This is a genomic window from Marinomonas sp. S3726, from assembly GCF_000967665.1.
GTDB lineage: Bacteria > Pseudomonadota > Gammaproteobacteria > Pseudomonadales > Marinomonadaceae > Marinomonas.
The window spans coordinates 104,394-129,735 of record NZ_JXYC01000004.1; the positions used below are offsets into that span (position 1 = coordinate 104,394).

Annotated in this window: 22 protein-coding genes; 9 read left to right on the forward strand and 13 right to left on the reverse strand. The window is 41.0% G+C overall.

All coding sequences use genetic code 11. The features are described from left to right. Nucleotides 1–126 precede the first annotated feature (126 nt). Together TW85_RS01660 and TW85_RS01665 are read left to right on the forward strand one after the other, a co-directional pair. Nucleotides 127–1,899 (forward strand): DUF1800 family protein, encoded by a 1,773-nt coding sequence (locus TW85_RS01660; protein WP_046015346.1) that lies wholly within the window; start codon nucleotides 127–129, stop codon nucleotides 1,897–1,899. Between the two features lie 2 nt (nucleotides 1,900–1,901). Further along, nucleotides 1,902–3,308 (forward strand): DUF1501 domain-containing protein, encoded by a 1,407-nt coding sequence (locus TW85_RS01665; RefSeq protein WP_046015347.1) that lies wholly within the window; start codon nucleotides 1,902–1,904, stop codon nucleotides 3,306–3,308. A gap of 96 nt (nucleotides 3,309–3,404) precedes the next feature. On the opposite strand, the gene TW85_RS26330 is transcribed toward TW85_RS01665, so the two are convergent. From TW85_RS26330 to TW85_RS01685, 5 genes are all read right to left on the reverse strand, one after another. Then, nucleotides 3,405–3,557: a hypothetical protein gene (locus TW85_RS26330; protein ID WP_202904821.1), complete on the reverse strand. Its 153-nt coding sequence runs from the start codon at nucleotides 3,555–3,557 to the stop codon at nucleotides 3,405–3,407. Between the two features lie 62 nt (nucleotides 3,558–3,619). Then, entirely contained in the window at nucleotides 3,620–4,918 is a 1,299-nt protein-coding gene (locus tag TW85_RS01670) for a HAMP domain-containing sensor histidine kinase (RefSeq protein WP_046015348.1), read from the reverse strand. After that, on the reverse strand, nucleotides 4,915–5,592 hold the full coding sequence (locus TW85_RS01675; RefSeq protein ID WP_046015349.1) for a response regulator transcription factor: 678 nt from the start codon (nucleotides 5,590–5,592) through the stop codon (nucleotides 4,915–4,917). Before TW85_RS01675 ends, TW85_RS01670 begins: the two co-directional genes overlap by 4 nt. 7 nt (nucleotides 5,593–5,599) lie before the next feature. Further along, the gene (locus TW85_RS01680; RefSeq protein ID WP_046015350.1) at nucleotides 5,600–6,487 is read right to left on the reverse strand and encodes a sterol desaturase family protein; all 888 of its coding nucleotides are present in this window, start codon (nucleotides 6,485–6,487) and stop codon (nucleotides 5,600–5,602) included. Between the two features lie 21 nt (nucleotides 6,488–6,508). After that, nucleotides 6,509–7,084, reverse strand: a complete 576-nt coding sequence (locus tag TW85_RS01685; protein WP_046015351.1) for a hypothetical protein — start codon at nucleotides 7,082–7,084, stop codon at nucleotides 6,509–6,511. A gap of 220 nt (nucleotides 7,085–7,304) precedes the next feature. On the opposite strand from TW85_RS01685, the gene TW85_RS01690 reads away from it, so the two are divergent. Next, a complete protein-coding gene (locus TW85_RS01690) occupies nucleotides 7,305–8,123 on the forward strand; it encodes an SDR family oxidoreductase (protein ID WP_046015352.1) in 819 nt (272 codons plus the stop codon). A gap of 21 nt (nucleotides 8,124–8,144) precedes the next feature. Here TW85_RS01690 and TW85_RS01695 read toward each other — a convergent pair whose 3' ends face one another. Further along, complete coding sequence (locus TW85_RS01695) at nucleotides 8,145–9,005, reverse strand: LysR substrate-binding domain-containing protein (protein WP_046015353.1); 861 nt, start codon at nucleotides 9,003–9,005, stop codon at nucleotides 8,145–8,147. A 158-nt stretch (nucleotides 9,006–9,163) separates the two neighbouring features. On the opposite strand from TW85_RS01695, the gene TW85_RS01700 reads away from it, so the two are divergent. The 3 genes from TW85_RS01700 to TW85_RS01710 all read left to right on the forward strand — a co-directional run bounded on the left by TW85_RS01700 (nucleotide 9,164) and on the right by TW85_RS01710 (nucleotide 12,164). Continuing rightward, entirely contained in the window at nucleotides 9,164–9,832 is a 669-nt protein-coding gene (locus tag TW85_RS01700) for an ureidoglycolate lyase (RefSeq protein ID WP_046015354.1), read from the forward strand. Nucleotides 9,833–10,321: 489 nt separating this feature from the next. Next, the gene (locus TW85_RS01705; RefSeq protein WP_046015355.1) at nucleotides 10,322–11,104 is read left to right on the forward strand and encodes an SDR family oxidoreductase; all 783 of its coding nucleotides are present in this window, start codon (nucleotides 10,322–10,324) and stop codon (nucleotides 11,102–11,104) included. 61 nt (nucleotides 11,105–11,165) lie between these two features. Next, nucleotides 11,166–12,164 carry an AraC family transcriptional regulator gene (locus tag TW85_RS01710; protein ID WP_046015356.1) on the forward strand — a complete coding sequence of 333 codons (999 nt, stop codon included), beginning with the start codon at nucleotides 11,166–11,168 and terminating at the stop codon, nucleotides 12,162–12,164. Nucleotides 12,165–12,187: 23 nt separating this feature from the next. Here TW85_RS01710 and TW85_RS01715 read toward each other — a convergent pair whose 3' ends face one another. The 5 genes from TW85_RS01715 to TW85_RS01735 all read right to left on the reverse strand — a co-directional run bounded on the left by TW85_RS01715 (nucleotide 12,188) and on the right by TW85_RS01735 (nucleotide 18,091). Then, nucleotides 12,188–13,513, reverse strand: a complete 1,326-nt coding sequence (locus TW85_RS01715; protein ID WP_046015357.1) for a hypothetical protein — start codon at nucleotides 13,511–13,513, stop codon at nucleotides 12,188–12,190. A gap of 31 nt (nucleotides 13,514–13,544) precedes the next feature. Continuing rightward, entirely contained in the window at nucleotides 13,545–14,459 is a 915-nt protein-coding gene (locus tag TW85_RS25280; RefSeq protein WP_052701782.1) for an ornithine cyclodeaminase family protein, read from the reverse strand. Between the two features lie 2 nt (nucleotides 14,460–14,461). After that, nucleotides 14,462–14,980 (reverse strand): MaoC family dehydratase, encoded by a 519-nt coding sequence (locus tag TW85_RS01725; RefSeq protein ID WP_046015358.1) that lies wholly within the window; start codon nucleotides 14,978–14,980, stop codon nucleotides 14,462–14,464. A 269-nt stretch (nucleotides 14,981–15,249) separates the two neighbouring features. Further along, a complete protein-coding gene (locus TW85_RS25285) occupies nucleotides 15,250–16,788 on the reverse strand; it encodes a diguanylate cyclase (RefSeq protein WP_157196873.1) in 1,539 nt (512 codons plus the stop codon). 424 nt (nucleotides 16,789–17,212) lie between these two features. After that, the gene (locus tag TW85_RS01735) at nucleotides 17,213–18,091 is read right to left on the reverse strand and encodes an NmrA family NAD(P)-binding protein (RefSeq protein ID WP_046015359.1); all 879 of its coding nucleotides are present in this window, start codon (nucleotides 18,089–18,091) and stop codon (nucleotides 17,213–17,215) included. Between the two features lie 148 nt (nucleotides 18,092–18,239). Here TW85_RS01735 and TW85_RS01740 point away from each other — a divergent pair, with 148 nt between their 5' ends. Beyond that, complete coding sequence (locus tag TW85_RS01740; protein WP_046015360.1) at nucleotides 18,240–18,563, forward strand: helix-turn-helix domain-containing protein; 324 nt, start codon at nucleotides 18,240–18,242, stop codon at nucleotides 18,561–18,563. A 34-nt stretch (nucleotides 18,564–18,597) separates the two neighbouring features. Here the strand turns inward: TW85_RS01740 and TW85_RS01745 are convergent, their stop codons facing one another. Further along, the gene (locus TW85_RS01745) at nucleotides 18,598–19,734 is read right to left on the reverse strand and encodes a Fic family protein (RefSeq protein WP_046015361.1); all 1,137 of its coding nucleotides are present in this window, start codon (nucleotides 19,732–19,734) and stop codon (nucleotides 18,598–18,600) included. Between the two features lie 1,189 nt (nucleotides 19,735–20,923). Continuing rightward, nucleotides 20,924–24,106, reverse strand: a complete 3,183-nt coding sequence (locus TW85_RS01755) for a DEAD/DEAH box helicase (RefSeq protein ID WP_046015363.1) — start codon at nucleotides 24,104–24,106, stop codon at nucleotides 20,924–20,926. Between the two features lie 334 nt (nucleotides 24,107–24,440). Here TW85_RS01755 and gmk point away from each other — a divergent pair, with 334 nt between their 5' ends. Next, nucleotides 24,441–25,064, forward strand: a complete 624-nt coding sequence (gene gmk / locus TW85_RS01760; RefSeq protein WP_046015364.1) for a guanylate kinase — start codon at nucleotides 24,441–24,443, stop codon at nucleotides 25,062–25,064. Between the two features lie 53 nt (nucleotides 25,065–25,117). Beyond that, entirely contained in the window at nucleotides 25,118–25,342 is a 225-nt protein-coding gene (gene rpoZ / locus TW85_RS01765) for a DNA-directed RNA polymerase subunit omega (protein WP_046015365.1), read from the forward strand.

Here is a 25,342-nt window from a genome sequence, read left to right on the forward strand (position 1 = left end):
GTTGAGTGGATTATTCAGCTCGCTAATACCCTACCCTAACACTTGATATGGGCAAATTTGATTACCAAAAAATAACTAAGTCACCCCTATACTTAAGCATCAAATAACCAAAAATAGGATGGTTCGATGCAAGACACTCATTTAGACGTGAGCAGGTTTTTGATGCAAGCAAGCCTTGGAGCAGATGTGGATCTGATTAAGCAAGTTACGACACAGGGAATAGATAGCTGGCTTCATAAAGAGTTAAATACCCCACCTAGCCAATTAGGCCCATACCAGTCGAAAACCACAGAGATATGGCAGCACTTTCGCTCCCGTTTACTTAAAAAACATGGGCAAACAGCCATAGATGGGGATGGAAATAACCCAGCTTTGCCCTACAAGTGGTACTTTCATATGGCATGGTGGCACCTTAATCTCACCACTAAAACGGACCTTTTACGCCATAGGGTCGCTCAAGCTCTGAGCGAGATACTAGTCATCTCAGATAACTCTGTGCTTGAACTCGATGCTATCGGATTAGCAAGCTATTACGACCTACTTTATAAACACGCCTTTGGCAGTTATGCCGACCTTTTGACACATGTTTCTCGTCACCCTTGCATGGGCGTTTACCTAAGCCATATGAATAACCGAAAAGCTGACGAGTCTCAAAACACTCATCCTGATGAAAATTATGCTAGAGAAATCATGCAGCTATTTACTCTTGGTTTGTACGAACTTAATCAAGACGGTAGTCGTAAACAAAACGATAAAGGCCAGGATATTCCCACTTACGACAACAGAGATATCAAAGAGCTTGCCCGTGTCTTTACTGGCCTTAAAGCCTCAAGCTATCAATTTGAATGGGAGAACAGTTTCTGGGATAAAAGTTTTAATGGTTATCAAGTTAGCTTCGAAGATGACATAGATAAACGTTATAAAACAGTACCTTTCGTCAATATGACGAAAGCCATGCAGGTCGACGAAAAGTATCATGACAGACAAAGTAAATCTCTGTTGAAGAAATATATTAAGCTAGATGCAAACCAGCCAGGCGAGAGAGAAATTAGCCTTGTCTGCGAGCGGTTAGTCGCACACCCTAATACCGCCCCTTTTATTGCGACTAAACTCATCAACCAGCTGGTCACGTCCAACCCAAGTCCTGACTACGTTAAGGCTGTCGCAACGGCTTTTGGTACAGATGGTGATTTAAAAAAAGCAATAACAGTGATTCTAACTTATCCACTTACACATACTGCTTCTAAAAAACGCTTTTTATCAGCAACTAAAACCAAACAGAAATTAGTTCAATCGCAAAAACTCAAGTCACCAATTTTACGGACAACCCAAATTCTAAGGGCATTTTCAGTCTCCAATACATCTAAAAAGCTATGGCTAATAGGTGATGACATTGAAGAGCAATTACAACAGCACCCTCTTTCTTCACCTACCGTATTCAATTTTTATAAGCCTGATTTTACTCCTCTTGGGCCGCTGGAAGAGCAACACTTATTAGCCCCAGAGTTTGAGCTTCACAACTCGGCAAGCTCGATCGCTTATGTGAATTATTTGTATTACATGCTTTTTGCTAACTATTTACCCGCAGTCAGCACAGACATTAGTCGCCAGCGCGGCATTAATAATGTGGCAGAGCTAGATATAGACACCCTACAGCAGCACCATGAAGATCGATTAAAGCTGAACTTTGATAAATACATTCAAACAGCGAAAGACCCATCGCAACACAGTGCCTTGGTTGATGAACTCAGTTTATTGTTAACCGCGAAAGTACCGTTAACCTCTAAACAGCACATATTGTCATCTTTCTCTGCTTATAAAGAACATCCTGAATGGGTTGTCCAAACCATTGTTTTCTTTATTGCCATTTCCCCCGAGTTTACTGTTCTAGAGGTATAGTTATGAGTTTATCAAGAAGACAATTCATCCGTTCAAGTGCTCAGGTCACAGTTGCTGCAAACCTCGCTATTGCGGGCGCTGCACCTGTATATTCAGCGCCTTCATCTTCGGCTAATAAAAACCCCTTAGTGAGTATTAAGCCAGAGTCAAAAGCATTGGTGTTTATCATGTTAGACGGCGGTAATGATGCCTTTAATATGCTGGTACCTAGTTCTAATAGCCATTATCAAGAATATAAGAAAACAAGAAGCAACTTAGCCTTAGACCAAAGTGAGCTTTTGTCATTAAATGGATTCAAAGATCAAGACGGAAGACACTTTGGATTACACCCCAGCATGCCTGAAGTTAAGCACTTATTTGAGCAAAATAAGTTAGCCTTTGTTGCCAATATCGGCCCCATGATCACCCCAGTAGATAAGTCCCTTTTTTATAATCAAAGCGCTAATTTACCTCTTGGTCTCATGTCTCATTCAGACCAATTTAAACATTGGCAAACAGCAAGACCTGAACTCAGAATTAATCGTGGCTGGTTTGGCTTACTCAGTGATTCCTTACAGGCAAACCAAGCTTCTCCCCGTATTCCTATGAATATTTCCTTGGCGGGAAATAATATTATGCAAAATGGTTTTCACTCTGGTGCTTACTCGATAACAGACGAAGGCAGTGTGGGTTTAGTCATTAATGAAGTACCAAATCAACTTAACAAACTGCTATTAAAAAACTTTGAAGCCAGCCTGAATCAAAACTACCCTAATGATCCATTTAGACAGTCCTATCTTTCCATGACGCGACAATCTCAAGCTCAGCATCAATTGTTTAAAGAGGCATTAGAAGGTACCAAGTTGAAAACTCAGTTCTCAAATACTGAACTGTCACAGCAACTTCGCAAGGTTGCGCAATCGATTAAAAGTGCAAAAGCCTTAGACCACAAACAGCAAACATTTTTCCTCAGATATATTGGCTGGGACCATCATGACGAGCTGTTGAATAACCAAGGTAAAATGCTAAAAGTGCTAAGTAAGGCCCTTGGGGAGTTTCAACAAAGTCTAGACGAGCTCGGTATTGCGGATCAGGTCGTTACTTTTACGGGTTCAGACTTTGGCAGAACGCTCACATCCAACGGAAACGGTACGGACCATGGTTGGGGCGGCAATACCTTAGTAATGGGCAATCAAGTGAGAGGTGGCCAAGTATTTGGCCAATATCCAAAACTCAGTCTGGGTAAAGATAACCCACTTGATATTGGCGACGGTGTGTTAATTCCAACCTTAGCAACCGATGAGCTCTATGCTGAATTAGCACTCTGGTTTGGCGTAGAGAAAAACCAACTCGACTTATTGTTTCCTAATCTAAAAAACTTTCCAGCTAAACTGGGTAAGGGATCACTAAAGGCGTTAATTAGAGCCTGATAAAAGCTCAAAAAAAATCAAATATGCTTTCAAGAATCAGACCTGAAGGCATATTTGATAAATAACTTGGAAAAACTAATGTACAAACAAAGGGCTTTAGCTACGCCAGCTATTCCCGATTAAAAGAGACATGCCTACGGAAATCCCCAAGGCTAGCAAAATGTTGGACAATGAGAATCCCCATAGGGCGATACATACTGCCAGCGTCACGACCACCCACAACAAGGTCTCTAAGATCCAGGTTCCCATATCAATACTCCAATGGATTAACTAGACCTAAGTTTAATAAGTAAGGGGTTAAGATTTGGTTATCAGTTATCTTGATGAGTATTTGTTAAGAAAGACACAGATGCAAAATAGCAATGCTTTTGCGTCTGTTGGATAAAATGCCAACCTTGGCTCTGACATAAGCGTTCAATTAATATCAGGCCTATGCCAAAAGACGCATCAGAGTCTCCTTGCACTTGATCATTTAACGAATTGGAGATGGTCAAACCATCACAAGATAGGACAATATCTATCTTGCCTTGCACTGTATGTTGAAGCGCATTCCGAATAAGGTTAGTAATTACAATTTCAACTAGTACCTGTGGTAAAGGGCCCACATTTAGTTCGCCTTGCACCTCAATCTCTGCCGTCACCTTCGTTTCGTCAGCAAGGTAATAATGGTTAGCCAAGGTTTCTTGCACCAAACTTTCCATATTTATATGGCTCTGCTCTACATCTAGCAACTTGTTACGACTCATCCATAACAAGCTGGTAATGAGATTATGCATAGTCATAACAGAGCGATTAATCCGAGCAACGGCACGTTGCCCTCCTCTTGGCATCACATCAGAGAGCCTAGTTAGCATGTCACCACTTGCTGAAATGATGGAGACTGGCGTCCTCAGCTCATGGCTTGCTGCACGGAGGAAAAACTCTTCTCTTTCTATCGCTTCTTGTTGAGATTTCACACTATCAACCAGCTGCTCAGCAAGATGATGTACCTCGATATAGCGAAAATGAGCCAGCTTTTCTGTGTCCTCTAAGTTTAAGGTTTGCGCCCATTGAGACATTAGAATAATAGGCTGAGTAAGGCGATGAATTAACAAACGCACCAGTACAAACACAAATAATAAAAGTGCTCCCACCATTAAAAATGCAGAGTTCAATTGGTTGATAGACTCGGGAGGGTTTTGGCTGAACAGCTCTAAATAAATGGCTTCGTCATATTGCGACGCCACATAAAGGTAAGTATCTAAACTCGTGACATAGTGAAGTGCGGCGTAATAATAGTTACCTGAGCCTTCTTGCTCACCTGCTACATACTCTTCATAAATGACATCAGGGTTGAAATTTTGCCAATCAAAATGTGTCTTAAAGGCTACAGGCAGCTGCTCAAATTCGCTGTAAACCTGCAGCGTTTTACTCTGTACTTGAGGAGGAGAACCATTGGTCAGATACTCTTGCTCAGCTAACTTTAACTCATATAAAAAGCCGTATTTTACAGATTCATTCAGGCCGACTTGATAGCTCTGGCTTATCATCAAGACATAGACTGTGGTCAAACTCAGTACTAGGCCAAACAAGTAAAGGTAGATGTCTCGCTTAATACTCACCCGCTTCATTTTGAGACCTCTCGAATAGCCACTCCGACCCCATGAATAGTCTGAATCATTTTATTTTCAAACGGGGCATCAATAGCCTGACGAAGTTTAAACAAGTGTACTTTTAAGCTGTCTGCATTTGGTAAATCATCCCCCCAAACTTGGTCTTCTAGTTTACTTTTGCTGACCACATTTGGGCTATTTTGCATTAAACAAACTAAGATTTTCCAACACAATGGCGGCATTTTTAATACTTGCCCAGCACGGGTTACAAGGTGCTTATCTAGGTCGATACTCAAGTCACCAACCGTTAAGTTAGTCACGACACCCTGTGCTCGGCGAACCAAAGCAAACAGCCTCACTTTCAGCTCTTCCATCGCAAACGGCTTCACTAGGTAATCATCCGATCCAGCAGCAAAACCTGTCAATTTATCATCTAGCGTATCGCGTGCCGTTAACATCAAAATGGGGGTGGTGATTCCCTTTTGTCTGAGTGTTTGGCACACATGGATACCGTCCATTTTTGGCATATTAAGGTCTGTGAGAATAATGTCGTAAGTTTGATTTAGTGCCAGATTCAGCCCGGCTGCTCCGTTATAGGCAAAATCAAACTCAATGCCATCCAGTTCCATATAATCACTGATAGCTTCAGACAGATCTTTATCATCTTCGATAAGCAAGACATTAATTGCCATGGTGTGGTTACTTCCTTCTTTGTTCCTGTTTCCAAGCCCAAACTGGCGGCTTAACCAAGAGTTTGAAACGGTAATGCCAATTTGGTGCCTGCCAGAGCTGCTTAATCAACTTAGTATACCCATGAAAATAGACTTTAAACGGATTGATGGAATTAATTCGAGGATAGACCCCATATTTCACAGGCTCTTCTTCTCTGGCAAAAGTACCAAACATTCGATCCCAAATAATCAATATGCCAGCATAGTTCTTATCCAAGTATTGTGTGTTTCTTGCATGATGCACCCTGTGATGTGAAGGCGTATTGAATATGGCTTCTATAGGCCTTGGTAACTTTCGAACCGTTTCTGTATGCAGCAGCGTTTGGAAGACCTGTACTAAGGTTTCGCACAATAAAACAACGAAGGGATTAAAACCCATCAAAATCAGTGGCAAATGAAAGAAGAAGGGAAAAAACCAATCTAACGGGCCAAATCGATACGCCACAGAAATATTGAAATAAGGTGAGCTATGGTGAACTGAGTGGGTTCCCCACGCTAGACCATTACTATGAAAAAAACGATGTTCCCAATAGTAGGCAAGATCTGCCAATATCAAACAGCCAAGAATACTCCAGCCTGTGATAGGTAATTGCGTCAGACTGAAATTGTCGTACACATACGTAAAAGCAGCCACATAAGCCAACCCAATAAAGAAGATTGTGACTAACAAAAATGACAAGGTAATTAGATTGGTTGCACTATCGCCAACCATGTTCCAACTAAGTTTCTTTTTGAAAGCGTAACGTATAAGTTCGACAGCAAACAAAGCCGTCGCAATCACTAAGAAGTTATTATTCACCCAAGATTCGGTGAAAATAATACTCGCTTCAGAGAAGGCTTGAGACATAAATTCCATAAGATCTTTCCTGTAGATTCATTATTTATAATAGACAGACAACTGGCTGGATTCAGGTTGTCCTTGTGGACTTAAGTAATGAACTTCCACTAATGCATCAACTGACTTTTTAAAATCTATTCGTCCCCAAGCATCAATAAATTCTGACACACTATATTGACCTCTACTGGCAAGAACATCCTCATTCCCCTTGCCCATTAAGGGAAGTGCAATAAAATCTTTAGATGACGCCTGTTCCGGTGCGATATAACCAATTGTCACTTTTGCCTGAGTAAAGTCGCTATTCAAATCCTGATATAAAACAACTATACGATCGAGTTTTTCAGGCAATTTGTTTTGCTTAACCCATTCACCTTCAAACTCCCCCCAAAGTGCAGACATGGACTCTAGCGCGATGTTTTTCGTTACCCCATTCAAGTACTGTCGCTCTATTTCAGGCAGTTTTTTCTCTCCCTGAGTATGAGCTTGAGCAATACTCACATCTGGCTTTAATTCATCTTGTTTTGCGCTTTCTGCCATAGCAGGTTGAAAGAGAACTAATCCCCAAATAGAGCCTGTAATAGCACTTGCCGTTAGTATTGATGCAAATAATTTCATCCTATCTCCAGTCTTTAAATACAGCTTGGGAGGCAGAATATCCTTCTAGGGGTTAACAAAAGGTTATGAGGTAAGTGCGAAAAGCCACTAACAATTTGGCATCATTTGCCAATTGAATGGCGTCATCTGATTAAGCCTAGTTGCCATCGAGGGTATACCATTTTTGACATGGTTATTTACAACAGACTCGATCAACAGATTAAGATAAAGGGTTAAAACGATGGCACAAACAATTTTGATTACAGGCTCTTCTACTGGCATAGGTAAAGCAACAGCGCAGCTCTTTCAAGCAAAGGGCTGGAATGTGGTGGCTACTATGCGCTCTCCCGAAAACGAAACTGAACTCTCCGCTTTAGACAATGTGCTGGTGACTCGTTTAGATGTCACTGACGCAAGCTCGATTAAACACGCGATTGAAGCTGGCATAGAGAAATTCGGCCAAATTGATGTACTAGTCAATAACGCAGGTTATGGTGCCTACGGCCCGCTAGAAGCTTTTTCAATGGAGAAGATTCGTCGTCAGTTTGATACCAATGTGCTAGGTTTGTTAGAAACCACTAAAGGTGTTTTACCGCACTTTCGAGCAAATAAAAGCGGTACCATAGTCAATATTTCCTCTATTGGCGGTCAGATGACCTTCCCGCTTGGTGCACTTTATCACGGCACTAAGTTTGCGGTAGAAGGTATTTCTGAAGCCTTACACTTTGAGCTAGATGCCATAGGTGTGAAGATGAAAATCGTTGAACCCGGCATGATAAACACTGACTTCGGTGGTCGCTCCTTTGACTTTACCAATGATGAGTCTATGGCAGAGTACCAAGATGTTGTACAAAAACTCTTTGGTGGCTGGGCAGCGTCAACTTTCCCAGGTTCAGCCCCTGAGGTTGTTGCTGATGTGATTCATAACGCGGTAACAGATGGCACTAAGACACTTAGATACAGAGCGGGTGATGATGCTGTCGAACTATTAGATCAGCGAAAAGCCTTGGATGATAAGTCCTTTATTGATGGTCTTAAAGCCCAACTCAATCTCGCTTAGTACATCAATATTAGACGTAAGTTAAAGGCCATCAGCACATTTAAATAAAGCCCTGACTAAGGGGTTTTGCTGCTGGTCTTTCAAACATAACAGCATGTCAGCATTACTGGCTTCAAAACCTGTTATTTGCACGCCTTTATAACGTGGGTCTTCCGCTACTTCTCGATCAAATACGAAACCTATGCCAAGACCACGGGCAACGGCTTCTCTTACCCCTTCTCTACTCCCCATAACTAAACTTGGCTGTATTGGTAAGTGAGTTTGAGCAAAGGCGCGGTCAACGATTCTTTGGGTATTTGAGCCCTGTTCCCGAAACACCAAACTCTGGCTGGCGAGTGCCTCTAAACTCAGGCTTTTACTCTTACTTAAAGGGTGTGCGCTAGGTATCAAAGCCATCAAGTTTTGCTGTGAAATTATTTGGCTGATGATACGACTATCTGCTTTCACATTGGCCATCACTGCCGCATCTATCTTAAGAGATAACAAACTCTCTTTGGTGGTATCAGCATTGGCGAGTGAAACGCGAAAATGGATATCAGGATAACGGGCTTTCACCGCAAGAATAAGATCCAGTGCCACATGTGGGCCATCTGCTCCTAGGTGAATTGTTTGCGTGACACTGTTTTGTGAACCAGAAAAGAGCTTTGCCGCTTTGTCTTCTGCTTCAAACATAAGGCGAGTTTGCTCAAACAAGGCTAAACCATCTTGGGTCAGCTCCACCTTATGCCCCATTCGTCGGAATAAAGATCGCCCTGAATCTTGCTCTAGATTACGAATCTGAATCGATACCGCAGGCTGAGTAAGGTGCAGCTTTTCAGCAGCACGATGAAAGTGCTTCTCCAACGCCAAGGCATGAAACGCCTTAAGTTGTGAATAGGTCATATGTTTGTTTCCATGCTCAGCTTAACAATTCAATTATCAATAATTAGTAAAAGTATTAATTGGATTTATGACAAGATCAAGACATACCCTATTAACTACTGGCCATTTACTCCCGATCGCTCGGGCAAAATACAAACCAAGGTAAATAGGAGCCCTTAATGTCGCAGAATAATGATGTCCGTTTTGATTATATGAATCCACAAGTACCTGAAGATCTACCCCATTTTGAGATCCCGTTAATCAAGGCCACGCCAGAGAGTTTCGCTGCCTATGGCACCATTGTTACCGACTATGAAAAACACCCTGTGCCAATCGTTACTTGGCCACATTCAGGCTGGCGCCCTGTTGATGCAGGCACAGGTAATGAAGGTGGGTACAAGGAAGGTATCTTTGAATTTAGCTGGCAAGGCGATGTGTTGATCGGTGAAAACAAAGCAGTTCAAGACAAGTACATTCTAGGTTGGAGCACTAATCCTGAGAAAGCCAAGCTAGATAATCCAACACCAGATCGATCTCGCTTGCTGGTTTGGCACGCGAATCATCATCCAGATGGGGGACAGCTTTTCTACCCACTAGATAAGCAACCCTTTATTGCGGCGCTTGCTAATACTGGAGATGACATGCAACCAGAGGATTGGGTCGCATTTTATTGTGATGGCAGCTTTGGTATCTGCATTCACCCAGGTATTTGGCACGAAGCCATAGTCCCTCTGACTACCAAGGCCAACTTCTATGACAAACAAGGGGCAGTACATGCAAGAGTCAGTGCCGATTTCCCCGCTGAATTTGGTGTGCTGTTATCAGTACCGCTAAAGCACCTAGATTAGAGCCTAGTTAAGGAACCTACGAATAAGTCTTCCCGCCTCAGCGGGTGAATAAAAGCATCTAGATTTATGGCGAAGGGCGCAACTTAATAGAGACTCTATTGATAAGTCCCTTAACTTAAATATAGAGTTTTTAGACCACGCCCTTCGGGTCTTTCAGAAAAAGTGTCATCTTGTGTTGTCCCTTCTCGAAAGGTACCTACATTACTTCAACGTGACGCCTTGTTTGGCACTTTTTCTGATAAGACTGAGAAGAGGTAACTTAATCGCAGGTTCTTTTACTATTATCCACCTTCAACTCACGGGAGCATGTAAGTAAAAGCTCGCTCTCGTGTCACACATCTACAAAAGTTGTCGCTCTTTGTCACAACTTGTCATACTTTTTAATAGATTGTCACCATTAGCTAGTAAGCTGTCATTATCGGCGAGTGTGTGTCGCCATCAGAATATTTAAACTTATTTCATCAACTCATGACTTAAGAGACACACAAGATGAACAAAAACACAGCACTTATCACAGGCGCTTCTGGCGGTATCGGTTTAGAACTGGCTCGTATCCATGCGCAAAAAGGCGGCGATCTGGTATTAGTCGCACGCTCTCTAGGCAAGCTTGAAAAAGTAAAAGCCGAATTAGAAGAAAAATATAAAGTTCGAATCAATGTACTGAGCGAGGACTTATCTCAACCAGAAAGTGCTGAGCGCATTTATCTTTATACCCAAGAGCATGGTATTCAAATCAGTACCTTGATTAACAATGCAGGCTTTGGTGGCCATGGCTTCTTTAATGAGCGCAAGCTAGAAGACGAACAAGCCATGATGCAGGTAAATATGATCAGTTTAACTCGCTTAACTCACTATTTCTTACGAGATATGGTGGCACGACAATCTGGCCGTATTCTTAATGTCTCTTCTACCGCGTCATTTATGCCAGGCCCTTTACAAGCTGTTTATTACGCGACTAAATCTTATGTTACCTCCTTCTCTCAAGCCATCGCAGAAGAAGTAGCAGAGCATAACATTAGCGTTACTGCCCTTTGCCCTGGCGCTGTTGCCACAGACTTTGTTAAAGCGGGTAACCTTGAAGGTGTTGATATCTGGAAGAAAGCAAAAAGCGCTGAATCTGTGGCTCAATTTGGTTATAAAGCCATGGAAAAAGGCAAACTTGTGGCCATTAACGAAGGTAAACTGGTCTTATTAATCAATTGGATTGTGCCACTATTACCAAGAAGCCTTGTATTAAAAACTTCTCGCCAAGCCATGGAAAAATCCGCTTAGAGAGTAAAAGACAACTGAATCTTTAAATAAGCAGACCTGTTATAAAAAGAGCAAACACCCTATGAAAAGAGCAAGCAAGTTTGCAATTTCCCCCCAGTGGAAATTGATGTTGTTAGATATGGGAGTCGATCCGCAACTCGTCTTGGCCTATGCCAAGTTACCTGCTGATCTCTACAACCAAAAACAGGCGAGTGTGACTCCCAGCGAGTATTTTCAGCTTTGGTTAGCGATAGATAAGGCATCTGGGGATATGGATCTGCCCTTGGTATTTGCTAAAAATATGAAAGCAGAAAGCTTTGATGCGCCTATTTTTGCTTCTATTTGCAGCCCTAACCTGAATGTTGCCTTGGCTAGATTAAGCCAATACAAGCCTTTAATTGGGCCTATGATAATGGACATACAGCAAGACAGTCAGGCAACTAAGCTCACCATAAGTTGCTATGACTATCATGAAGATTTACCGCTCTCGTTAAGCTTGTCTGAGTTAGTCTTTTTCACTCAGTTAGCCCGTTTGGCTACACGAGAAAAGATTATTCCATTGGCCGTTGAGTTACCTGAATTACCTCATAACCTTGCAGATTATGAAGACTACTTTGGCTGCCGCCTTACCAAGGCAAAAGCCTTAAGCATTCACTTTAGAGCCGAAGATGCAGATAAGCCTTTTTTGACTCAGAATCTGGCTATGTGGGAGTTCTTTGAAGATAAGCTAAACCAGAAGTTGGCCGATCTTGATTCAGATGCAAAGACGGTCGATAGAATTCGTGCTGTTTTATTTGAGTCACTACCTTCAGGTAAAAGCTCGATTGAACATATTGCGAATAAGCTTGCCATGAGTAAACGTACCTTACAACGCAAGCTCACCGCCGAGACTGAAACTTACCAATCTGTGTTGCAATCAGTACGCAGCGAATTGGCTGATCATTATTTGAAGAAGTCTAAGATGTCGTTGAGTGAGATATCTTTCTTATTGGGCTTTAGCGAGGTGAATTCGTTTATTAGGGCGTATTCTGCTTGGAAAGGTGTGTCACCAGGCCACTATAGAGAAACCTATCTGGCTTAAATGAGAGGTCAGGGTTAGAAGGCTTAAAGCCTTCTAACCGCTTCAATCAATTGATCTTTTTCTTGTTCATTAATAATGGCTGCCCAGCCGGTTTTAGAAAGGCCTGAAGAAAGGTTAATACGGTCGCATACTTTGCTGCCACGAATCGCCAAACCTTGGCTGCGTTCTCCCATAATATAAAGACCTAATACAAATTTGTGGCCAGCAGGTTGCTCGTCCGTATCATGAAGTATGGGCATATCATCTGCTTCCATAAACTCTTGCACTAACACATTTTCAACACCGATTTTCAGCAGCTTTTTTTCTAACTCAGCATCACTATACGCCTTACCGGCTAATACTCCTTGGCCTCTCGTGGTGCCATTCCCTCTAAACAGGTAATCATTTTTATTGGCAATAAAATGGGGCAAGGTATCCTGAGACAATAAGCAGGTATAAGGTAAGTATTGTTTGATTGCCTGTTTTTGTTCTGGGGTTAAACGTGCTTGATAGGCTTCATCCCACATAAGCGCTAACCAGCGTTTATTGCTTCTTAGTTCGTCTTCAAAACCATGTAAAATATTCGCCTCACTCTCTAGTAATGCATGCAAAAACTCATCATATGGATCAATTTCATTTAGCCCAAACCCTCGATAAACCAAGGTTTTTCTCGCTTCTTCTGGTGCTAACCATGCCTCAGGGTAACTTTGTTCCGTATGGGTTATTACAGGCAATCTTACTCCCGCCTGAATAAAGCTTAACTGCATGAGTTCAAAGGACGGATAACCTTTATCCGCATGACTTTGCCAATCAAGGATCACCAGCCTTTCATACTTTTGTTGACGACACAGGGTTTTAATCTCTTCGGCTAAGGTGAGATAAGCGCTGACCTTGCCATGATCGTAATAAGGTTCAAGCGAGAGGCTTTCCATCAGCAAATCATAAGCATCGCCACAGGCCATCCCACCGACTCCTGTGTGCAAGTTCATGCCGCACAAGGAGTAGCCTTTTTTATGGGGGACAAGATCTAGCCGAGCAATGGTTTGTTCGCCAGATAAGAGCCTTTGCCAATTAATATAGGCACGCAGTACATTCGGAATCATAAAATAGTCGAGAATTTCTTGTTTGCTTCTCTGCTGATAGATTTGATTCATGATGTTGGTTTGCGCGTCTAACAAGTGCTTTAAGTCACTCGATAATTTCTCAAAATCCGTTTGAGAAAAAATAAATGGGGTCGAGAAAAACTCATACCTATCCGCCGCTAAACCATTTTTAAAGGTGGTGAGTCGCTCCTTTATCTGAGCTTTTTTAAGTTGGTCTGATTTCTCTATCATCAGTCCTTGCAGCTCACGGTTAAATTCACAAAACATTTGGCATCCATTCCTTATGTGTCAAACAGGGCTAAAAGTCCCCTAATTGTTTTAATATGTGGTAGCAGGCGACTAGGTCCAAGCTGCTATGACCTGTTGAGCTAAAAAGTGTCAGTTTAGATTTGAGAGTGACATTAAACATCTCAGGTTCAGACCGTAAGTCCAGCGCTTGAGTGTGCTCAAACCCTGCTTCTTGCACGGCTGTGGCCCTATCCTCCACCAGCAAAATAGAGTCGTTGATAATGTCTAACGACACTTCCCTGCCCGTATAAGTAAACGCGCCCATACAGTTAATATGGCAACAGGCAGGGTCTAAGCTTTCTATCAGACACGTTTTGCAACTGGTTGCTGTACTGAGAATCTGAGCGCCTTTTTGGGCTTCTTGAATAGAATCACACACAACAAATTGCACCCGAGGGAAAGCCTCTGCAAGATGAGTGGTAAATTGGCTGGTCTTTAAAGGAGAGCGAGAATAAACCTGCACTCGTTTAATTGGCCGCACCGCCGCCACTCCTAAAAACTGTTGCATAGCTTGAGCACCCGAACCAATAATGGCCAAGGTATCAGCGTCTTCCGGTGTGCCTAAATCGGTAAAATAACCCGTAATAGCTGCGCTTTTTAAATTGGTAATCGCACTGCCATCTAACACAGCCAGAGGTAAACCTGTTTCATAGGAAAAAGCATTCACCACCGCATGAATACTAGACAGACCTTTTTGCGGGTTATCTTCAATGAAGTTAGCTGCTTTACAAATAAACAGATCCATCTGTTCACTTACCGCCATCATGGCAGCATAAGAGGCAGACTTGTTCTCAGGCCTAATAATATTTCGTAAAGGGGCTTGGATATGACTAAAGCCCTTATTCTCAACCAACTCATGAATTTGCTTAACCAAAAGCGGAATCACTTGCACACGTTGAATATTGGCTTGATTCAGGTATTTCACACCTACCTCTCAACTTGTTCACGACAGGGAATCAAAAAGCTTCTTTCTACCAATAAACACACCGCGCCTCTTTGGTTAACCCCTTTTGTCTCTACCTTTACAAGCCCTTGATTTGCATCAGCTTCTTCAGCCGTTTTTGCTAACACTTTAGATTCTGCATACAAGGTATCACCCACATAAACAGGGTGAGGAATAGAGACATTTTTCCAACCCAAATTCTCAATATCAGGATTAACAGAGCTCGCTAGACTCAACTCATTCACAATAGAAAAAATAACCAAGCTAGAAACCAAGGTCCTCCCACTTTCAATATCTGTGTTAAGCGCTTCCTTTGTTTGGGGTTGAAGGGTTTGCTGCATGTTAAAGGCAGAATGCCAAATGGTATCGAGTTCAGTGACTTTACGGCCATGGTTATGTTGAAACACCTGACCTGGGGCGAAGTCCTCAAAATACATCTCATGACTTTCCCAATATTGCTTATCTTTATTGGCTGCTATATCGGTTACTTGCGCGTGTCCCATGCTAAATATCCTTATTGATTAACCAAGACTAATAAAGCAACTTTTCCTTATGCTCTTAATATCATTAGTCATTTTAGTGATGAGTATGAACAGATAAAGCATAGTCATTTATGCCACAAAAACAGCTTGCAGCAATTACTGGTTATTACGTACTAACTAAAAAACGGAAATGGGGGAAAAATGAATCAAAAACCACGAATAACTTGAGAGGGAAAACAGACAGAAAACGCTCTTAACAATCGATCTCTGCCATAAGAAAACATAACACCTTAGCTCGTCGTCATGCTTTCTGGCGCTTTAGTGGTAACAACCAAGGCATTACGTTTTAACTTGGCTTGATAAAGGGCTTTATCCGCTATGCTATACAAGCGCCCTTCTTCTACCTTGCTTGAAGGCGATAAGCTAAACATGCCAATCGAAATAGTTAAGAAGTCACTGACCAAATTTTCCTTATGCGGAATTTCTAGCGACTGCACCTGCTCTTTTATCCATAAGAGCTTTTGCTTGCTGGTTTCAATACTTTGATCAACAAACACTATCGCAAACTCCTCGCCTCCGATTCTAAACGCGAAGCAAGTATCGTCAACCGTGCTACTAAACACACTCGATACTTTTCTTAAGGCCTCATCCCCTGCTGGGTGACCGTATAAGTCATTAAATTTCTTAAAATAATCTATATCGAGAATGGCGAGGTTTAAATAAGAAGCATCGCGCTGGGTATTATGAAATTCACGGCTTAAAATGGCGTCAAAACCACGACGGTTATACAAGCCTGTTAACTCATCAATAATCGCCAGTTTCTTATTCGAGATGCTGACCAGAGTATTGGTAAAACTCTTTATCTGATACTGCTTATCAAAGCTTGGTGCTATGGTGGATTGCGCCCAACAGGATTTACCTTCGCTATTAATATATTGCACTTCGCCACGCCATTCTGCGCCAGTTTTCAACACAGATAAAATGGCGGCATTAACCTTACTTGAGCGTTTGGAGTTATCAAAGAAGTGGCTTTTCTGCCCTATTACCTCTGGCTTATCTTTTCCTAAAAAGCGGCATAAGGCATTACTTGCATCCAACACCACTCCTTCATGGTCTAACTCAGCCAATAGGATATTTTGATCAATAAGGTGCTCTTTTTCATTTTGTTCTTTTTCCGACAGGATGGCTCTTTTAATGGTGCGAGTCGCCAATAAAAGGATAAAAATAATAGAGAAAATAGTGAAGCCATAGTTAATCCAAAGGGCTTCTAACTTAGCGACTTCAAACTCCTGCTGGAAGCTTTTCGCCTTATGATTTGCAAACGCGTTTATCTCTTCAACATTCACCATTAACTGCTTGAGTAAATCAGTTTCTTTACCCTTGGTGAGCACCATAGCTTGCTCATGCTGGTCTTGCCTTATTAAGGCAATGATTTCAGCACGTATTGCCTGCCACTGGATAACAAGGCGGTAACACGCATTAATCGCATGTTTCTCGCCTAAAAAGCGATCTGATAAAAGGTCAAAGTCTTTCAGGACTTTATCTTCATGCTGTTGAATATGCTCAATCGCAAGATTCAAATCTTGGGTCGTATTTGCGGCAACCACATCCTTCATATCCCCTTGCATAGATACAAGGTTAAGCTTAATTCTTTGGGTGGTATTCGACACGATATAAGGGTGCTCATAGAACTGATTCATCGTATTTGCCATACGAGTCAGCAGCACTTTCGACACTATGCCCAGAACGCCAATCATTAAAATAATGAGCGTAAATCCAATAAACAGGGCTTTCTTTTGATTTTTAATTCTAAACTCCCTTATTGTCACCAATCACCCATGTTTGACTCTGTAAAAAAGAAGAGATCAATGAGCTACGAATTAAGGGGCCGATTTTACATGTATATTATTTGATCAGGGCTGACTTTTTATAAGGTGAATTGTTAAGGAAGGGCGAACATCTGAGGGTAAGTGTTACATCATGTATATTTATGATTACTCAAAGTAATTTCCTGACAAAAAACTACCACTTTTTTGGTTGAGATAAGATATTTTTATCTTTAATTTTACACTCAGTCAAGTAGCTGACTTTATTGAGTTTACTTCATTTATTTTACATAAAATAAAAGTGTTTAAAAGTTAATCATCTCAGCTTTTAAATAAAGATTTTTACTCGGCTTGATGCATATCATGAGGCGAATAGAGAATTAATCGCCCCATGAGACATAAACTTTCTAGCAAAACATATAGACGGCTACCAGCGTGCAATATGCTCTTCAACACTCGTTAAACACACATCAAATGTCTTTTCAATTAGCGACAAGTTAACCTGCATTTCAGCATCACGCATCTTAGCAAGAGAGGTATACAAATCAGTTAAAGCAAATGCGGCACCTGGGCTTGCGATTGCATCCCCTACCCTTTGGCCAAACTCAGCTGGCGTTAAAGGAGCAAAAGTGACTGGTTTACCTAACTTATTTGTTAATGCCTTGGCTAATTGCTCCCCAGTCAAACTGCCTTTTGTCCCAATTTCATAGGCATTCCCTGCCAAATCAGGGCGAGTTAAAGCAGCCGCTGCCACTAAAGCTTGATCATGATGAGAGGTCCACTGAATTTGTGTACTCGTATCCAGTGGCGGGTAATCCAGTATCCCTTCTCTATCTAGCTTAGGCACTATCATGTCAGCGCGAAGATTTTCAAGATAGATACCCGGCTGCAAAACAATCGTCGCAATCTCAGAATCTAAAAGTGCCTGCATACCAGCAGTGCCCGCTTGTACCATCATAGATTCAGGGTAACGATCACCTGCAGGACCACTTGTGGTGTAAACCAATAGCGGTAAAGCGGCGCGTTTTGCGGCTATCATAAAGTTCGTTAGCCAAGTTTGCGCATCATCAGGACCTACTGGCATAGGTAGATGTAAAAAAGCAGCATCAACACCCGCCAAGGCTTGTGCGATAGCATCTACGTCATCCAATGTGGCACTAAATGCCTCTGCGTCTGAATGCATGTCAGTAATTTTGTTCAGATCACGGGCCACGGCTCTTACTTTTAAGCCTCTTGCCACAGCAGCTTTCACTACGGGTGCCCCTTGTGCGCCTGTCGCACCAAAAATAGCAACTGTCTTCTTCATATTCATCTCACCTTTTATTAGTTAGAACTCAGGCTCAAGTACAGCGATTAGCCTGCTAAAGTGTTAAAGTAACAGGCGAAAAACAGCCATTCTAGACGCAAAAATGTGCGTAACTTACACTCATGTAAGTGCTTTTTAAGGTAAAAATATGACGAAAGCCGACCCAATAAATACCGAAGAAATCTGCCCCGTAGCGCTGACTGTCAGCCTATTAAGCGGCAAGTGGAAGCTGACCGTCTTGTATCAATTATTATCAGGTCCAAAACGCTACTCTGAGCTACAGCGCTTACTCCCAGACGCCTCAGACAGAATGCTGACCCGTTCCCTGCAAGAACTAAAAGATGACCAACTCATCAAGCGCACCGCCTTTGCCGAATTGCCAGTGAGAGTTGAATATGAGCTAACCAAAGATGGACAAGCACTCGTCCCCATCTTTGATGCTATGAAAGACTGGGGTTCAAAAAGAGTGTAAAGAGAAGAAATAATAAAAGAGTGAGGCGATTAAATTATAGGTTTAACTTGTAGCGCGTACTACGCCCGCCCGCGCCCGTTTTCACCAAGCAACCTAACTCCATTAAATGAGCCAAATGTCGAGTCGCCGTGGCGCGGCTTACCTTAGCAACCTTCTGATATTGGCCGCTATTTATTCCCAGTTCAAAGTCACCATCTAAGAGTCTATTAAGCACCTTACTTTGCTCCTTACTTAGCTGAGTTTGATCAAAACTTTGCCAGTATCGAGTTTTAGACAGTGTCTGCTCTATATCTGCTAGGGTGTTAAGCAAGCTTTGATTCAAAGTTTGTAAAAACCAAACTAGCCAATCCGTGATATCAAGCTGTCCCTTCTGAACGCTTTCAAGTACGTCATAATAAGACTGCCGATTTTCCAGAATGCTCACTGACATAGCATAAAGACGAATGGATTGGCTTTCTCCTTGTGCCAGTGCAAGATCCGTTAACAGGCGTGTTAAACGTCCATTACCATCATCCATAGGATGTAAGGTAACAAACCAAAGATGAGTAATGCCCGCCCGTAATACTGGGTCTAGAGACTCATCTAATAGGGACTGATTAAACCAATCAATAAAGTATGTTAAATCTGCCTCTAACCTTTCTCTTGCTGGCGCTTCAAAGTGCAAAGTGGGTCGATCGATTCTCCCCCTTTTTTGATAAGAAATGACCTGCATGGGCGATTCGCCGCGCAATTGACCAACAAGGATGTCATTACTCAAATAGCTTTGGCCAGCATCACCAGAAAACAACAGCCTATGCCAATGTAAGATACGCTTTAAACTTAGTGGCGCTTTAAGGGATTCAGTGGAAGAAGGCAGAGCATCTAACATCAAGTCCGCTAAACTATCGGACTGCTCAGATCGCGCATAAGGCTCACTCTCAGAAACACCTAGTTTGTTAGCCAGGGATGAACGCACAGAAAAGGCATTCAACTTCTCTCCTTCGATTGCACTGGAATGAATGATATTGGCAAGCAAGGTATCTAACGTGGTATTCAGGGCTTCATCTTTTGATTGATGACTCATACGACCCAACAACAAGCCCTGATTAAAATGCACCTCACGCAACAAAGGCGCGAGCACATCAGACTGCCAAGTAAAATTAGGCCAATCCGCTTCTTGCCAAATCCACATACCACACCTCAAATGAGTCGAATAACAAACCTATTCTACTCACCATATGAGGCGATTAGCAAGATTATTCGCCTCACAAAATGAGGCAAATAGAGAGGTTAATTGCCTCATTTGGTACAGAAAAATGACAAAAGCTTTATCAAATCAAACCTTTATGCGACTCAAAAAGAGTGGTTCAATACGTAAAGATCATATTTTACAAGGAAGTAGTTTTGCTCGTATTTTTCTGGTTACATTTTTCTATATTTTTTGCTCTTCCCGTATTGCTTGGAAACTATTCTAGAGTTCAAGGTTTAAAGAAATATAGACGATACTTAAGGATAAGAAAAAAGCATAAAGATTATATAGAAAAGTATTAAATATAAAAAAACATAATAATTCATTAACACCTAAAAGAATTTACATATATTTTAGTTATATAATATTAATATCATTTTCTTTAACAATTTGGCTAATTAACTTTAAAATAATTTCGTTTGGATTTTATACTAAAGCTTATTATCTCATCAACTCTATTATATTAATTTTCATCCTAAGTTATGCTTTTAAAAATGAAATAAACAAACTTAGAGAGTATAAAACATTAATGTTTTTCCTTAAATATCTAGCAATTATGATATTTATCAGTATCAGTACATACTCCAGCTCGCTAGCAAACTTGGATATATTGAGCGTAACAAAAGAGAGTTCAACATCATTTCCAATAGCTTTATATATAACAACATCAATCTTAACTATGTTTTTTTTGGTTTATTTATTCAATGTAATTCTTATTCCAATAGCATTTTCAGTACTTATATATATAAGTATAAGACAGTCAAAAGACTTCTTAAACGAGATACTTCTAACCTTTATGTTAATTTTCTCATCTCACTATACAGCGACCAATTTAATTTCATATTATGGAAATAATGGAATAGAGAAAATACTTAAAGATACGTATTACATAAAAGTTAAGCACCTGTGTAATTTCAAGAACGAAAATAAAACTTGGCTTTCATATTTGGGAGGAGGAAAAGTTTCCGTTTTAACATTAGATGAGAGCGGAAATTACCACTTTGAGTCACGCCCTTGTAAGCCTAAAGATAGTTTAGGTGAATCAAAAGCATAGAGGTTACCCACACAAAAATGGTGGATAAAATAATGAGGCGAATAAAGAGGTTAATCGCCTCAGATGACGCTATTTCAATTAAGACATGGCAAGTTTTGCTGTGTCATGCCACATAAAAGACGGCATTGGATGAGCCAACTTCCACGTAATATTCATAGGTTGGCTGCCTTCGTATTTAACAAAGGAAACAGGACCAAAGTTCACAAAGCCCATGGTTCTACCGTTTTCATCTTTGGCTTGTTCTCGAACAAAGAGTAGGAAGGTTTTCTTTTCTGCTTTTTGATTGATATAGCCTAATCCACGACCAGATGTTGGTCGCGTATTATTCTGTGTCTGCCAATGAAACAAGGTCGGGCTTAAAGCGTAATCATGGTACATGGTCGTTGCTGAAAACTGTTTCTCGCACTTATTTAAGGTGACAAACATAAGCTCAGTATTAGCAGCTTTAATAGTCAAAATACCTTCTCGGCTAGATGACTTTTTAGCAAAATGAGTATCTTTAAAGGCAATTAAAATATGCTCTTTGGGGTAGCGGACATGCATGTTCAAACTTGATGAATCAACATCCATATTGCCAACAAGTGGCATCCTAAACTCTTGTGTTTCGAGACGGTCAATCAAGATGACAAGCACTTGCTCTAACTCCGCTTGTAACTCGTGGTTTTGCAGCGTGATTAAGCTTTCTTCAATTGAGGTAAAACCTAGCTGAGCACCTGTTTTATCCCAAAAGTCATAATGGCACCTTAAGGCTAAATCATCTTTATGGGGCTGATCTAACCAGACTTTATTTATGTCAAAATTATGGCGTGATAAGGAGAGTAAAAATTCAAGATAAGATTGAGAAGAACATACTAATAAACGGTTGTTAATAGCCCGATAATAAGCAGCTTGCAGGCTTTCAACAAACTCGGATATTTGTGTTTTTTCTCCATTTGAAAGCAATCGATTCCAACCACCAAATTTACCCAGTTTAATACGGTATATATCTTCTAAAGACAGATTAGTGTTCAGTTTTAAGAAATTCTCTAGGGTTAACGTTTGATCAGAATGGAGAGAGAAATTAGCAATCAAACTCAGCAACTTATTCTTATTTAAGGTTGCTGACCTTATATTTTTTAAAATGATCTCTTGGGCTTTTTCATGTAGCTCAATACGACAACCCAAAGGTAAGTTAGGGAAGTCTTGTTTGATCTCGGTTTCAATGGATTGATTTGTCTTACCAACTAATGATCTGAATTTCTGAGAAAAATCATATTCAGGTCGTGAATTACCGACAAAGTCTAGAATAGTGCAACACTCTTTATCATCAGTGAGGCGTAGCCCTCGACCAAGTTGTTGCAAGAAAATCGTTAAACTCTCGGTTGGCCTTAAAAACAATAAGGTATCAAGTTCAGGGATATCTACCCCTTCATTAAAGATATCTACGACAAAGAGTACATTAATTTCTTTTCGTCTAAGTTGCTGCTGTAGTAGATGTCTTTCTTTGGTGTTATTACTAGTTAAAACAGCACAAGCAATGCCTTTTAAGCTAAATTTTTTCGCCATAAAGGAGGCATGATCTTGGCTGACACAAAATGCCAAAGCTCGCATCTGAGAAATATCAGTCACTAACTCATCTAAGCTTTGTAATATGCGAAACACCCTCTGATCATTATGAGTATAAACCTTGGTGAGTTCAGCAATGTCATAGCGACCTTGCTTCCATGAAAGCCTACTTAGGTCAGTTTCATCATCGATGGCAAAGTATTGAAAAGGCGTTAAATGTCTTTGATTAATAGCCTCTGGTAAACGAATTTCAGCAGCGATAGCACCACAAAAGTCGTCCAAAATATCTGTTCCATCATGCCTTTCTGGTGTCGCCGTTAAGCCAAGCAAAATTTTAGGTGTGAAGTAATTTAATAAAGGGCGATAACTATTGGCTGCAACGTGATGCACCTCATCAATCACAATATAATCAAAAAAATCAGTAGATAAGGAAAGGCTGTCTAGTTGATTATTGAGGCTCTGAATCGATGCAAATAGATGCCTATAGCCATTTGGTTTATGGTGACCTACCAGCAGCTCTCCAAAGTAATTATTTTTAAGCACACCACGATAAGCCGCTTGAGCTTGCTTTAGGATCTCTTCCCTATGGGCAATAAATAGAAAGTTGGCTTCTGGGTTAGCCTTGTAGAAATCAGCAAAATCAAAAGCTGAAATAAGCGTTTTTCCTGTTCCTGTAGCCGCTACAACGAGATTCCTATATCGATCATGTAGTCTTCGTTCAACTTGGAGCTTCTCTAAAATCACCTCTTGATGAGCATAAGGCTTAACCTCAAAATGAAATTGAGTGAGTTCTTGAGCCCCTTGGGCCTGTTGCAAAGCTTTGACCAATTTATCACGACTTTCAGCTCTACCATCGAAGCTTTCAAACTCAGGAGACTCCCAGTAGGTCTCAAAAGTACTCAAGCTTTTATCAATAATGTGCGGAATTTCTTGCGAGGTAATTTTAAGGTTCCACTCAAGACCATTGGTTAAAGCAGAGTGAGAAAGGTTAGATGAGCCTATGTAACCAGTATGAAATTTTGTATCTCGTAAAAACAAATAGGACTTAGCATGTAGCCTTTCTCTGTTTGTGTTGTAGCTCAGCTTCACTTGGGTGTTAGGTAGAGAGGCTAAAAACTCCACCGCCTTTGCATCCGTTGCTCCCATATAGGAAGTAGTGATTACCTTGAGCTCCTTACCGCTTCGTGTGAAGGCTTCTAGCTCCTTTTTAAAAATTCGAATCCCAGCCCACTTAATAAAAGATACCAGCCAGTAAATTTTATCCGACGATTGAATCTCTCTTTTAAGCTCAGTCTCCATAGAAACACCCACATTACTGCCTGAAAAAAGCTCACTTTGGGTCAAACCTGTAAGCGGCATAATGGATTGGGAGTATTTTGATAAATCTGAGGAAATAGGGTTTGTTTTATCAAACAGAGCAGTAAGAATTTTACCTTGGCTATCTAGCAGGTTTTCATCAATTAGCTTTTCATCTCGAATATGCGTACTTAGCCAAGTGATGATGTTATTAGCAAGCTTAATCTGAGTCGTAACTCTATCCAGACCTTGCGGCACAGAGTCCATGGAGACTTCTATAATTTTGGTTAAAAAACGAGACAAGAAAACAGATGCTTCAGCAGCTTCTAGTAACCTTTCGCCGACATAAAACTGATCTCTATCTAAACTCTGCTCCACCAATTGCGTAATCAACTGCTCATAGATACCTACTTGATTCATCTAAATTCCTTTTTACGCAGACTAAGTCGCTAATATCATACAGAAAAAATTTACTCTTTCGCCATTTCTTCATTTATCAGTTTTCAAATAAAACAACCTATTAAAAACGAACTGAGTGAAGTTGAGACGAGGCAAAGATTTTACGAAATAGCGGAGTTTATCGTGATAAATGAGCATATTGAGTAAAAGCTTTAACAATGTCTCGGCAAACTCAGGCGTTTTAACCCCAATAAAAAGAAATATGGTACAATCCCTGTCCGATTTGAATCGGGCTTCGCACTTCGCGTTGTTATACTCTTATTTTTCCACCAATAGATCTTTATCAGAGACCCGAATGAATCAATCTCGCGGAAATCTTTTCATTCTTTCAGCCCCTTCCGGCGCTGGAAAATCAACCTTATATAAAGCGTTACTGGCTCAAGATGAGCAGGTACGTATTTCTGTTTCTCATACCACTCGTGCGGCACGTACAGGTGAAGAAGACGGCAGAGAATACTTCTTTATAGATGCTGATAGCTTCTTAGATATGATTGCTGAAGATGCCTTTGTTGAGCATGCACAAGTATTTGATAACTATTATGGCACTTCGAAAAAAGCCATCGCAGATATGCTTGATCAGGGTCTAGATGTTATTTTGGAAATTGATTGGCAAGGGGCGCGTCAAGTACGCGAACTTTACCCAGATGCTTTGAGTATTTTTATCTTACCACCTTCGACACAAGCGTTAGATGAACGTTTACGTGGTCGTGGTACAGATTCTGACGAGGTCATTGAGCGTCGTATGTCTAAAGCGGTTAGCGAGATGTCTCATTATGATGAGTACGATTATGTCGTCATAAATGACGATTTAGATCAGGCTCTCACGGAAATGCAGGCCATTTTCACTGCGATGCGCAATAGAAGACAGCTTATTGCACAAAAACATGCGGATCTTATCAATGATCTCTTGTCTTTGTGAGAAGCGGTTAAGTAGAATTAGAACATTCATGAATTAAATAGGTAGAGATCAAGATGGCTCGAGTTACTGTAGAAGATTGTTTAGAAAATGTTGATAACCGCTTTCAGTTGGTTATGGTTGCAGCAAAACGTGCTCGCCAACTAGCAACAGGTGGTAAAGACGCTAAAGTTGCTATCGAAGATGACAAGTTTACTGTTGTTGCTTTACGTGAAATCGCTGAAGACGCTATCAACGCAGGTAATGTTGATCAGCAAGACCAACCGATTCACGAGTTTTAA

Bases quoted from the DNA above. Each gene is read 5' to 3' on its own strand.
- TW85_RS01660 (WP_046015346.1), top strand. From the start codon at position 127: ATGCAAGACACTCATTTAGACGTGAGCAGGTTTTTGATGCAAGCAAGC.
- TW85_RS01665 (WP_046015347.1), top strand. From the start codon at position 1,902: ATGAGTTTATCAAGAAGACAATTCATCCGTTCAAGTGCTCAGGTCACA.
- TW85_RS26330 (WP_202904821.1), bottom strand. From the start codon at position 3,557: ATGGGAACCTGGATCTTAGAGACCTTGTTGTGGGTGGTCGTGACGCTG.
- TW85_RS01670 (WP_046015348.1), bottom strand. From the start codon at position 4,918: ATGAAGCGGGTGAGTATTAAGCGAGACATCTACCTTTACTTGTTTGGC.
- TW85_RS01675 (WP_046015349.1), bottom strand. From the start codon at position 5,592: ATGGCAATTAATGTCTTGCTTATCGAAGATGATAAAGATCTGTCTGAA.
- TW85_RS01680 (WP_046015350.1), bottom strand. From the start codon at position 6,487: ATGGAATTTATGTCTCAAGCCTTCTCTGAAGCGAGTATTATTTTCACC.
- TW85_RS01685 (WP_046015351.1), bottom strand. From the start codon at position 7,084: ATGAAATTATTTGCATCAATACTAACGGCAAGTGCTATTACAGGCTCT.
- TW85_RS01690 (WP_046015352.1), top strand. From the start codon at position 7,305: ATGGCACAAACAATTTTGATTACAGGCTCTTCTACTGGCATAGGTAAA.
- TW85_RS01695 (WP_046015353.1), bottom strand. From the start codon at position 9,005: ATGACCTATTCACAACTTAAGGCGTTTCATGCCTTGGCGTTGGAGAAG.
- TW85_RS01700 (WP_046015354.1), top strand. From the start codon at position 9,164: ATGTCGCAGAATAATGATGTCCGTTTTGATTATATGAATCCACAAGTA.
- TW85_RS01705 (WP_046015355.1), top strand. From the start codon at position 10,322: ATGAACAAAAACACAGCACTTATCACAGGCGCTTCTGGCGGTATCGGT.
- TW85_RS01710 (WP_046015356.1), top strand. From the start codon at position 11,166: ATGAAAAGAGCAAGCAAGTTTGCAATTTCCCCCCAGTGGAAATTGATG.
- TW85_RS01715 (WP_046015357.1), bottom strand. From the start codon at position 13,513: ATGTTTTGTGAATTTAACCGTGAGCTGCAAGGACTGATGATAGAGAAA.
- TW85_RS01725 (WP_046015358.1), bottom strand. From the start codon at position 14,980: ATGGGACACGCGCAAGTAACCGATATAGCAGCCAATAAAGATAAGCAA.
- TW85_RS01735 (WP_046015359.1), bottom strand. From the start codon at position 18,091: ATGAAGAAGACAGTTGCTATTTTTGGTGCGACAGGCGCACAAGGGGCA.
- TW85_RS01740 (WP_046015360.1), top strand. From the start codon at position 18,240: ATGACGAAAGCCGACCCAATAAATACCGAAGAAATCTGCCCCGTAGCG.
- TW85_RS01745 (WP_046015361.1), bottom strand. From the start codon at position 19,734: ATGTGGATTTGGCAAGAAGCGGATTGGCCTAATTTTACTTGGCAGTCT.
- TW85_RS01755 (WP_046015363.1), bottom strand. From the start codon at position 24,106: ATGAATCAAGTAGGTATCTATGAGCAGTTGATTACGCAATTGGTGGAG.
- gmk (WP_046015364.1), top strand. From the start codon at position 24,441: ATGAATCAATCTCGCGGAAATCTTTTCATTCTTTCAGCCCCTTCCGGC.
- rpoZ (WP_046015365.1), top strand. From the start codon at position 25,118: ATGGCTCGAGTTACTGTAGAAGATTGTTTAGAAAATGTTGATAACCGC.